Source organism: Mesorhizobium sp. M4A.F.Ca.ET.020.02.1.1 (genome assembly GCF_004022645.1).
Classification (GTDB): domain Bacteria; phylum Pseudomonadota; class Alphaproteobacteria; order Rhizobiales; family Rhizobiaceae; genus Mesorhizobium.
Window position 1 is genome coordinate 1 of the sequence record NZ_RZOI01000130.1, and the last position, 10,763, is coordinate 10,763.

Annotated in this window: 11 protein-coding genes; 10 read left to right on the plus strand and 1 reads right to left on the minus strand. The window is 65.3% G+C overall.

Annotated elements, in window-relative coordinates:
* A partial coding sequence (locus EN742_RS11375; protein ID WP_281034953.1) for an SRPBCC domain-containing protein occupies positions 1-139 on the plus strand: 139 nt, incomplete at its 5' end.
* 16 nt (positions 140-155) lie between these two features.
* On the opposite strand, the gene EN742_RS11380 is transcribed toward EN742_RS11375, so the two are convergent.
* A complete protein-coding gene (locus EN742_RS11380; RefSeq protein ID WP_126056753.1) occupies positions 156-1,325 on the minus strand; it encodes an Mrp/NBP35 family ATP-binding protein in 1,170 nt (389 codons plus the stop codon).
* A gap of 224 nt (positions 1,326-1,549) precedes the next feature.
* Here EN742_RS11380 and EN742_RS11385 point away from each other — a divergent pair, with 224 nt between their 5' ends.
* From EN742_RS11385 to EN742_RS11425, 9 genes are all read left to right on the plus strand, one after another.
* Positions 1,550-1,927: a VOC family protein gene (locus EN742_RS11385; RefSeq protein WP_127406673.1), complete on the plus strand. Its 378-nt coding sequence runs from the start codon at positions 1,550-1,552 to the stop codon at positions 1,925-1,927.
* Between the two features lie 80 nt (positions 1,928-2,007).
* The gene (locus tag EN742_RS11390; RefSeq protein ID WP_127406674.1) at positions 2,008-2,907 is read left to right on the plus strand and encodes a LysR family transcriptional regulator; all 900 of its coding nucleotides are present in this window, start codon (positions 2,008-2,010) and stop codon (positions 2,905-2,907) included.
* A 193-nt stretch (positions 2,908-3,100) separates the two neighbouring features.
* The gene (locus EN742_RS11395) at positions 3,101-3,580 is read left to right on the plus strand and encodes a formate dehydrogenase subunit gamma (RefSeq protein ID WP_127406675.1); all 480 of its coding nucleotides are present in this window, start codon (positions 3,101-3,103) and stop codon (positions 3,578-3,580) included.
* Positions 3,577-5,133 carry an NADH-quinone oxidoreductase subunit NuoF gene (locus EN742_RS11400; protein ID WP_128332818.1) on the plus strand — a complete coding sequence of 519 codons (1,557 nt, stop codon included), beginning with the start codon at positions 3,577-3,579 and terminating at the stop codon, positions 5,131-5,133. Before EN742_RS11395 ends, EN742_RS11400 begins: the two co-directional genes overlap by 4 nt.
* Before the next feature lie 10 nt (positions 5,134-5,143).
* Positions 5,144-8,056: a formate dehydrogenase subunit alpha gene (fdhF, locus tag EN742_RS11405; RefSeq protein WP_128332819.1), complete on the plus strand. Its 2,913-nt coding sequence runs from the start codon at positions 5,144-5,146 to the stop codon at positions 8,054-8,056.
* An 88-nt stretch (positions 8,057-8,144) separates the two neighbouring features.
* Complete coding sequence (locus EN742_RS11410) at positions 8,145-8,363, plus strand: hypothetical protein (protein WP_126056759.1); 219 nt, start codon at positions 8,145-8,147, stop codon at positions 8,361-8,363.
* Positions 8,363-9,190 (plus strand): formate dehydrogenase accessory sulfurtransferase FdhD, encoded by an 828-nt coding sequence (fdhD, locus tag EN742_RS11415; RefSeq protein ID WP_189375283.1) that lies wholly within the window; start codon positions 8,363-8,365, stop codon positions 9,188-9,190. Before EN742_RS11410 ends, fdhD begins: the two co-directional genes overlap by 1 nt.
* Complete coding sequence (locus tag EN742_RS11420) at positions 9,180-9,494, plus strand: formate dehydrogenase subunit delta (protein WP_127407338.1); 315 nt, start codon at positions 9,180-9,182, stop codon at positions 9,492-9,494. The genes fdhD and EN742_RS11420 overlap by 11 nt, the downstream gene beginning before the upstream one ends.
* A 121-nt stretch (positions 9,495-9,615) precedes the next feature.
* On the plus strand, positions 9,616-10,763 hold a 1,148-nt coding region (locus tag EN742_RS11425), incomplete at its 3' end, for an alpha/beta fold hydrolase (protein ID WP_128332820.1).

The window sequence follows — 10,763 nt, forward strand, 5'->3', positions numbered from 1 at the left end:
CACGACGGTGCTCAAATACGCGGCCAAGGCCGATGTCGGCGGCAAGATCGCCCAGCTCGGCAGCCGCCTGATCGAATCGACGTCGAAGAAGCTCGCCGGGCAGTTCTTCTCGACGTTCGGCGAGAAGGTCGGCGGCTGACCCTCGCGCCGAGGGATCACTCGAACACGATCGAGGGCACCGCGGCTTCCGCCGCGCCACGCTCCTCGTTGACCCTGTCCCAGACCTTTGCCGCAATGTCGCGGTAGATCTTCGCCTCGGCGCCTTCCGGCTTCGAGACCACCACCGGCGCGCCGGCATCCGAGCTTTCGCGAATGCCCATTTCCAGCGGCACCTCGCCGAGGAAGGTGACGCTCAGCCGCTCGGCTTCGCGCCGCGCCCCGCCATGGCCGAAGATGTCGTAGCGCTTGCCGGTGTCGGGGGCGAGGAAGTAGCTCATGTTCTCGACGATGCCGAGCAGCGGCACGTTGACCTTCCTGAACATGTTGAGACCCTTGCGGGCGTCGATCAAAGCGAGGTCCTGCGGCGTCGAGACGATGACGGCGCCGGCGAGCGGCACCTGCTGCGCCATGGTGAGCTGGGCGTCGCCGGTACCGGGCGGCATGTCGACGACCAGCACGTCAAGCGGGCCCCATTCGACCTCGCGCAGCATCTGCGTCAGCGCCGACATCACCATCGGGCCGCGCCAGATCATGGGCGTCTCCTCATCGACGAGGAAGCCCATCGACATCACCTTCAGGCCGTAATTCTGCATCGGCTTCAGGATCTTGCCGTCGACGGTCTGCGGCCGGCCATGGATGTTGAGCAGCCTCGGCATGGACGGCCCATAAATATCGGCATCGAGAACGCCGACCTTCAGGCCGTTGGCGGCAAGCCCAAGCGCCAGGTTGACCGCGGTCGTCGACTTGCCGACGCCGCCCTTGCCGGAGGCCACCGCGATGATCGCCTCGATGCCGGGCACGCCGCGCTTGCCGTGGCTGTGCGATGCCGGCACCTGCGGCACGGGGCGCTGCGGCGCGGCAGCCGGCGCCGGCCTCGGCGCGGGGCGCGGCGGCACCGGCGCTTCCATGCCGCCGCCCTTCCTCTCCGCCGTCAGCGCCACGACGGCGCCGGCGACGCCCGGAATGCCCTTGACCACGCGCTCGGCGGCGGCGCGCAGCGGCTCCATCTCCTGGGCGCGGGCGGCGGGCACGGTGATCGAGAAGAACACCTTCGAATCGGCAATAAAAATCTCCGAGACCAGGCCGAGGTCGACGATGTTGCCGGTGAAATCCGGCCCGTTGACCGTTTTCAGGCGCTCGATGACGGTTTCCTTGGTGACGGCCATGGTGTTTCCTCGGGGTTTTGGCGATGCAGATAGTGCAGTTTCCGGCAAGAACCAAGCCGTGGAGCAAAGGCTTGCGCGCGTGCCACGGAAAACGACCGATGGAGTCGGGTTTGCCCGACGCTGTTTTTGACCGATCCTCACTGCTTGCCCATGGCCGATCGATCAACGGGCCCTATCTCGGATGCCATGAGCGGCGACACAACAAATCCGGGAAGGAGACTGTCATGCTCGCAAACAGCAATGCCGCGGCCAATCTGGCGGTGAAAGATTTGACGAGAGCCAAGACCTTCTATGAGGGAACGCTTGGTCTCAAGCAGGTGGACGACATGGGTGGCGAACTGGTCGTCTACAAAAGCGGCGACACGGTCATCAACGTCTATCATTCGGAATTCGCCGGAACCAACAAGGCAACGGCTGTGACCTGGAGCGTTGGCGATGAGATCGATCCCGTCGTCAAGTCGCTGAAATCGAAGGGCGTCGCCTTCGAGCACTATGAGATGCCCGGCCTGTCGCTGGAGGGCGACATCCATGTCGGCGACGGCATGAAGGTCGCCTGGTTCAAGGATCCGGACGGCAACATCTTGTGCCTCGCGGGCGAGTAAGGGTCCGAGGCGCGATCCAGTTCGTGGTGCCGCGGCAGCGTCGTCTGGCGCAACCGCTTTGCTACGGATAGCCTGCGCCGATGATCGACAAGCTGGAATTCTTCATCGCGCTCGCCAGGGAGGAGCATTTCGGCCGGGCGGCGGAAGTGTGCGGCGTCACCCAGCCGACGCTCTCGGCGGGGATCAAGCAGCTTGAGGAGCAGCTCGGCGTCATGCTGGTGCTGCGCGGCTCGCGCTTCCAGGGCCTGACCCCGGAAGGCAAGCAGGTGCTGGTTTGGGCGCGCCGCATCGTCGGCGACAGCCGCACCATGCGCGAGGAGATGCGGGCGGCCCGCCACGGCCTGTCCGGCCGCATCCGCATAGCGGCGGTTCCGACGGCGCTGGCCATGGTGGCGCGGCTGACGACGCCATTTCGCGAAAAGCATCCCGGCGTCACCTTCTCGATCTTGTCGCGCACCTCGATCGAGGTGCTGACGCTGCTCGGCAATTTCGACGTCGATGCCGGCATCACCTATCTCGACAACGAGCCGCTCGGACGCGTGGTGAGCGTGCCGCTCTATGACGAGCGCTATCAGCTGATCACCGCGGTCGGAAATCCCTTTTCCGACCGCGACAAAGTGACGTGGGCGGAGATCAGCCAGTTGCCGCTTTGCCTGCTGACGCCCGACATGCAGAACCGCCGCATCATCGACCAGCATCTGGCCGAGGCCGGGGTGCAGGTGCGGCCGACGCTGGAATCGAATTCGATGATCGTGCTGTTTTCGCACATCCGGACCGGCAAATGGTCGTCGATCATGCCGCTCAACCTCGCGGAAACATTCGGCTTTTCCGAGCCGATCCGGGCCATTCCGATCGTCGAGCCGGACGCCAGCCACACGGTCGGTCTGGTGGCGGCACCTGGCGAGCCGCACACGCCTTTGGTGCAGGCGCTGCTGGACGAGGCGATGACGCTGGCGGACGATTTCCGCGCCCATCGCTAGGATAGACAGTGCAGGTCGAGCGCGCTTGATAGAAATTTTCTATCAAGCAACGGGACAGCTTTATTGATTTCGGAGGTTTCCTCTGATTTCGTAAGGACTTAGCGATATTGCGCCGAGTGCGTGTCGTTGTCCCAAAACCGCTCTATATCTTGGGCGACACACATCGGGTCGCCACGACCAGGGAGGGCGCTGCATGCCAATGCAGCCTGCAAGTACCGAGATCGCGTCGCGCACCGCGGCGATCATCGAGGAATTGAAGGACCTCGAAGGTCCGCTGCTGCCGATCCTGCACGAGATCCAGGAAGAATTCGGCCATGTGCCGCAGGCAGCGCTGCCGGTCATCGCCGACGGGCTGAACCTGTCCAGGGCCGAAGTGCACGGCGTCGTCACCTTCTACCATGATTTCCGCGCCCGCCCTGCCGGCCGGCATGTGCTCAAGCTCTGTCAGGCGGAAGCCTGCCAGTCGATGGGGTCGGATGCGGTCGCCGCCAAGGTCAAGCAGTTGCTCGGCATCGGTTTCCACGAGACCACCCGCGACGGATCGGTTACACTGGAGCCGGTCTATTGCCTCGGGCTTTGCGCCTGTTCGCCGTCGGCGATGCTGGACGGCGAGGTGATCGGGCGGCTCGATGACGAGAAGATCGAAGAGATCGTCGCGGAGGTGCGCTCATGATCCCCCGCATCTACGTTCCCGCCGATTCCGGCGCGCTGGCGCTCGGCGCCGAGAAGGTCGCCAAGGCGATCGAGAAGGAATTGGCCGAACGCGGCGTAGAGGCCAAGATCGTGCGCAACGGTTCGCGCGGCGCCTATTTCCTGGAACCTATGGTCGAGGTTGCGACCGCCGAGGGTCGCGTCGCCTACGGGCCAGTCAAGCCTTCCGACGTCAAGAGCCTGTTCGACAGCGGCTTCCTCAAGGGCGCGCCCCACAAGCGCTGGTTGGGCGCGCCGGACAAGATCCCGTTCCTGGCCAAGCAGACGCGGCTGACTTTCGCGCGCTGCGGCGTCATCGACCCGCTGTCGTTCGACAATTACAAGGCGCATGGCGGGCTGAAGGGCCTGCAGAACGCGGTCGCCATGGCGCCGGCCGACATCGTCAAGCAGGTCACCGAATCCGGCCTGCGCGGCCGCGGCGGCGCCGGTTTCCCGACCGGCATCAAGTGGAAGACGGTGCTGGATACGGCATCCGAGCGCAAATACATCGTCTGCAATGCCGACGAGGGCGACAGCGCCACCTTCGCCGACCGCATGATCATGGAGGGCGATCCCTTCGTGCTGATCGAGGGCATGGCGATCGCCGGCATCGCCACCGGCGCGACCAAGGGCTTTGTCTACATCCGCTCGGAATATCCGCATGCGGTGGCGACGATGAACAAGGCTGTCGAGATTGCCCGCAAGCACGGCGTGCTCGGCGTCAATGTGCTGGGCTCGCCCAACGCCTTCGACATGGAAATCCGCGTCGGCGCCGGCGCCTATGTCTGCGGCGAGGAGACCTCGCTTCTGAACAGCCTCGAAGGCAAGCGCGGCGTGGTGCGCGCCAAGCCGCCGCTGCCGGCCATCCAGGGCCTGTTCGGCAAGCCGACAGTGATCAACAACGTGATCAGCCTAGCCTCGGTGCCGATCATCATGGACAAGGGTGCCGCCTTCTACAAGGATTTCGGCATGGGCCGCTCGCGCGGCACGATCCCGATCCAGATTGCCGGCAACGTCAAGCATGGCGGCCTGTTCGAGACGGCCTTCGGCCTGACGCTGGGCGAGATCGTCGACGAGATCGGCGGCGGCACGGCTTCCGGGCGTCCGGTGAAGGCGGTGCAGGTCGGCGGTCCGCTTGGCGCCTATTTCCCGCGCGCGCTGTTCGACACGCCGTTCGACTATGAGGCCTTCGCCGCCAAGGACGGGCTGATCGGCCATGCCGGCCTCACCGTGTTCGACGACACCGCCGACATGCTGAAGCAGGCGCGATTCGCCATGGAGTTCTGCGCCATCGAGAGCTGCGGCAAGTGTACGCCGTGCCGCATCGGATCGACGCGCGGAGTGGAGGTTCTCGACAAGGTCGCCTCCGGCATCGAGGCGGAGAAGAACCTCGCACTGGTCACCGACCTCTGCAACACGATGAAGTTCGGATCGCTGTGCGCGCTGGGCGGCTTCACGCCCTACCCGGTGATGAGCTCGATCACGCATTTCCCCGAGGATTTCAAGCCGGCGCCTACGCGCGTGGCGGCTGAATAGGAGCTGGCAGATGAACATCAAGGCCGACTTCCCATCGCTCATCGAAGAGATCGACTACGGGACCCCGGAATCGAAGGCTGAGAAGCGGATCACGCTGACCGTCGACGGCCGCAGCATCAGCGTGCCGGAAGGCACCTCGATCATGCGCGCGGCGATGGAGGGCGGGGTCGAGATCCCTAAGCTCTGCGCCACCGACATGCTGGATTCGTTCGGCTCCTGCCGCGTCTGCCTGGTCGAGATCGAAGGGCGCGGCGGCACGCCGGCCTCCTGCACGACGCCGGTCGGTGAAGGCATGGTGGTGCGCACGCAGTCGGAGCGGCTCGACGCCATCCGCCGCGGCGTCATGGAGCTCTACGTCTCCGACCATCCCACCGGCTGGAACGAGCAGGCCGGCACCGGCGCCAGCGAGTTCGACGTGGTGGCGAAGTCGGTCGGCCTCTCCGAGAACCGCTACGGCGTCGAAGGCCGCAACCACGTCAAGGAAGAAGGCGGCATCGCGCCCGGCCACGGCTCGCTGGCCGTAGACTATATCGCCCGCGACGAATCCAACCCGTATTTCACCTACGATCCGGCGCAGTGCATCGTCTGCTCGCGCTGCGTGCGCGCCTGCGAGGAAGTGCAGGGCACCTTCGCGCTGACCATCGAGGGCCGCGGTTTCGAATCGCGCATGGTCGCCGGCATGAGCGAGGATTTCATCACCTCCGAATGCGTGTCCTGCGGCGCCTGCGTGCAGGCCTGCCCGACCGATGCGCTGCGCGAGAAGACCGTGCTCGAGAAGGGCATGCCGGAGCGCTCGGCCGTCACCACTTGCGCCTATTGCGGCGTCGGCTGCTCGTTCAAGGCCGAGGTGAAGGGCGACGAGGTGATCCGCATGCTGCCCTACAAGGATGGCAAGGCGAACCACGGACACTCCTGCGTGAAGGGCCGTTTCGCCTATGGCTACGCCACCCACAAGGACCGCATCCTGTCGCCGATGATCCGCGAAAAGATCTCGGATCCCTGGCGCGAGGTGAGCTGGGAAGAGGCGATCGCCCATACGGCCAAGGAATTCCGCCGTATCCAGTACCAGTACGGACGAACCGCGATCGGCGGCATCACTTCCTCGCGCTGCACCAACGAAGAGACCTACCTCGTCCAAAAACTGGTGCGCCAGGGCTTCCGCAACAACAATGTCGACACCTGCGCCCGCGTCTGCCATTCGCCGACCGGCTACGGGCTCGGCCAGACCTACGGCACCTCGGCCGGCACGCAGGATTTCGACTCGGTCGAATTCACCGACGTCGCCGTCATCATCGGGGCCAATCCGGTTTCCGCCCATCCGGTGTTCGCCTCGCGGCTGAAGAAGCGGCTGCGCCAGGGCGCCAAGCTGATCGTGCTCGATCCGCGCCGCACCGAGATGGTCAAGTCGGCGCATATCGAAGCGGACTATCACCTGCCGCTGAAGCCCGGCACCAACGTTGCCGTGCTGACGGCGCTGGCGCATGTGATCGTCACCGAGGGCCTGTTCGACGAAGCCTTCATCCGCGAGCGCTGCGACTGGGCGGAGTTCCAGGACTGGGCGTCCTTCGTCGCCCTGCCCGAAAACAGCCCCGAGACTGTCGGCAAACTGTCCGGCGTCGACCCTGAGCTGATCCGGGGTGCTGCGCGCCTCTATGCCAAGGGCGGCAACGGCGCGATCTACTACGGCCTCGGCGTCACCGAACACAGCCAGGGATCGACCACAGTGATGGCGATCGCCAACCTCGCCATGGCCACCGGCAATATCGGCCGGCCGGGCGTCGGCGTGAACCCGCTGCGCGGCCAGAACAACGTGCAGGGCTCCTGCGACATGGGTTCTTTCCCGCACGAGCTGCCCGGCTATCGCCACATCTCCGGCGAAGCGGTGCGCGACATCTACGAGAGCCTGTGGGGCGTGAAGCTGGACGACGAGCCGGGTCTGCGCATCCCCAACATGCTGGACGCCGCCGTCGACGGCTCCTTCAAGGGCATCTACATCCAGGGCGAGGACATCCTGCAGTCCGATCCCGACACCAAGCATGTCGCAGCCGGGCTCGCCGCGATGGAATGCGTCGTCGTGCACGATCTCTTCCTCAACGAGACGGCGAACTACGCGCATGTCTTCCTGCCGGGCTCGACCTTCCTCGAGAAGGACGGCACCTTCACCAACGCCGAGCGCCGCATCAACATGGTGCGCAAGGTTCTGGAGCCGAAGGCGCGCTATGCCGACTGGGAAGCGACGCAGGAGCTCGCCCGCGCGATCGGGCTCGACTGGAACTACCAGCATCCTTCCGAGATCATGGACGAGATCGCCAAGACGACGCCGAGCTTCGCCAACGTCTCCTTTGAGTTGCTCGACCGTGTCGGATCGGTGCAGTGGCCCTGCAACGAGAAGGCGCCGCTCGGCACGCCGATCATGCATGTCGACGGCTTCGTGCGCGGCAAGGGCAAGTTCATCCGCACCGAATATGTGGCGACGGACGAGCGGACGGGCCCGCGCTACCCGCTGCTTCTGACCACCGGGCGGATCCTGTCGCAATACAATGTCGGCGCGCAGACCAGGCGCACCGAAAACGTCGCGTGGCATGCCGAGGACCGGCTGGAGATCCATCCGCACGACGCCGAGAACCGCGGCATCCGCGACGGCGACTGGGTGCGGCTGGCGAGCCGTTCCGGCGAGACCACGCTGCGCGCGCTGATCACCGACCGCGTCTCGCCGGGCGTCGTCTACACGACCTTCCATCATCCGGACACCCAGGCCAACGTGATCACCACCGACTTCTCCGACTGGGCGACCAACTGTCCGGAGTACAAGGTTACCGCGGTGCAGGTGGCGCCCTCAAACGGCCCGACCGACTGGCAGAAGGACTACAACGAGCAGGCCAAGCAGAGCCGCCGCATCGCCCCGCTGGAAGCGGCGGAGTAGTCTTCGCCGGAGCTTTTATCGGCCCCGTCATTCCAGCCCTCTCCATTAAGAAGAGGATTTCGATCACTACTACGGGAGGAGTTTTTTGGTGACCAGCAAAGAAGCTCACAACAAACTCCTCGAACTGTGCAGCCGGCAAAGCAACGAACTCAACGACTACCTTATTGAAATTCAAAGCCAAGTAACAAGTGCCGAATTTTCGAGCCTCCGCCTTATGGTTGGATTAATATTAGGCAATGGCTTTATGCCGGCGTTTGAAGAAATTGGGCAGAAGTTCCCGGAGTTGAAGTCTGGTTGGATGAGATAGTGACAAGCCGACCCGCTATAACCCAAATCTCTCGTCTCGCGCGTCGCGCCGGCGGCACTGCGGCTGCGAACCGGATGGTGCCGGAGGAGACACCGGTGGCATTCTCCTATGCCGGCACCACGCATGCGGTGATGATGGCGAGCCCCGCCGATTTCGAAGATTTCGCGCTCGGCTTCTCGCTGACCGAGGGCATCATTGCCGACCCGGCAGAGATCGAGGCGATCGAGGTCGAGGATCTCGGCGCCGGCATCGACATCCAGATCCGGCTGAAGGACAAGGCCAACACGCGCTTCCAGGCGCGGCGTCGCAGGCTTGCCGGACCGGTCGGCTGCGGCTTGTGCGGCATCGAATCGATCGAGGAAGCGATGCGCTCGGTCGACGCGGTCGGTTCGTCGAAGCTTACGCTTGAGGCCGAGGACATCACCCGCTCGGTCAAGCGCCTGTCGAAGGTGCAGCCGTTGCATACCGAGACCGGCGCGGTGCACGCCGCCGGCTTCTACGTGCCGGGCAAGGGCATCGTCATGGCGCGCGAGGATGTCGGCCGTCACAACGCACTGGACAAGCTGGCCGGCGCGCTGGCCAGGGCCGGCATCGACGGTTCGACGGGCGCCGTCGTCGTGACCTCGCGGGTCTCGGTGGAGATGGTGCAGAAGACGGCGGCAATCGGTGCGGCCATCATCATCGCCGTTTCGGCGCCGACGGCACTTGCCATCCGCACGGCCGAGGCTGCCGGGATGACGCTGGTGGCGCTGGTGCGCGGCGAGGATTTCGATATTTTCACCCACCCAGACCGGGTGATTTGCGGAGTTGCCAAGCATGTCGCATGACGAAGATCACATCACCAGCACCAGGGAAAAGCTGGTTCGGATGGCCAACCAGATCGCAACCTTCTTCGATTCCAAGCCGCGCGAGGAAGGCATCACCGGCGTCGCCGAGCACATCAACAAGTTCTGGGAGCCGAGAATGCGGCGGCAGTTGTTCGAGATGCTTGACGGCGGCACCGAGCATTTCAACGATCTGGTGGTGGCGGCCTCGGCAAAGATCAAGCGGCCCAAGACGTCCGAACAGGCCGACACGAGCATCGGTTACACCGGGCCCGCGCAGGCCGGGAATGCAGCTTTGCACAAGTAACGCGGCCGTCGCTCCCGTTCACCAAAGGCCTTATATTTTAGCTCTCTAAAGTTTGTCTGCCGCTAGCGGCGTGGCTCTGCTATGGTCGACGAAAGAAATCGTCTGGCCGGCGGGGTGTTGCGTGAGGCCGATCGAGACCCGGTACGCCCGTAGCGGCGATGTGCGGATCGCCTATCAGGTGGTCGGCCAGGGCTCGTTCGATCTCGTCTTCGTGCCGGGCTTCATCTCCAACCTCGACCTGCAGTGGGAGGATGAGGGCTACAGCCGTCTGCTGAAACGGCTTTCGGCCTTCTCGCGGCTGATCCTGTTCGACAAGCGCGGCACCGGCCTCTCCGACCGCGTCGACAGCCGCCACCTGCCCAGCCTGGAAACCCGCATGGACGACGTGCGCGCGGTGATGGATGCCGCCGGCAGCGGCCGCGCGGCGATCCTCGGCGCCTCGGAAGGAGCGCCGATGGCGATGCTGTTCGCGGCCACCCATCCTGAGCGGACACGGTCGCTGGTGCTTTATGGCGGCTATGCGAATTTCCACAGATGGGTGATGCCGCCGGAGCGTCTCGAGGCCTTCATCGCGACGACGGAAACGGCGTGGGGGACCGGCGCCACGCTGCCCAATTTCGCGCCGGGCCGGGTCGACGACCCGCATTTTTCGCAATGGTGGGCGCGGTTCGAGCGGCTGTCGGCGAGCCCGACGGCGGCGGCAGCGCTGGCGCGCATGAATGCCGGCGTCGACGTGCGCGGCATCCTCAGCACGATCAGCGCGCCGACGCTCCTGATCCATCGCCGCAACGATGTGCGGGTCGACCCCGAGGCGAGTCGCTTCCTTGCCCGCAAGATCCCCGGCGCCCGGCTGGTTGAGATCGCCGGGCGCGACCATCCGGTGTGGACCGGCGACGTCGACCGCGTGGCCGACCTGATCGAGGAGTTCCTGACCGGGGAACCGGCGGTGGCCGACACCGAGCGCGTGCTCGCCGCACTGCTGGTGACGCGCATCTACGACACAGCCAAGCTCGGCGACCGCATGTGGAGCGAGCGCAGCCAGCGCTTCCAGGAAACCTGGCGGCTGCTGGTCGGCCGCCATGGCGGGCGCGCCGCCGGCACGCATGGCGAGTTGATGGTCTCGCGCTTCGACGGGCCGGCGCGCGCCGTGCGCTGCGCGGCGGCGCTGCGCGAGGCGGCGCAGCAGATCGGCGTGGCGAGCGCGCAAGGGGCGCATGTCGGCGAGATCGAGCTGCGCGGCCAGCCGGTCGGGCTGACGGCGCGCGTGAC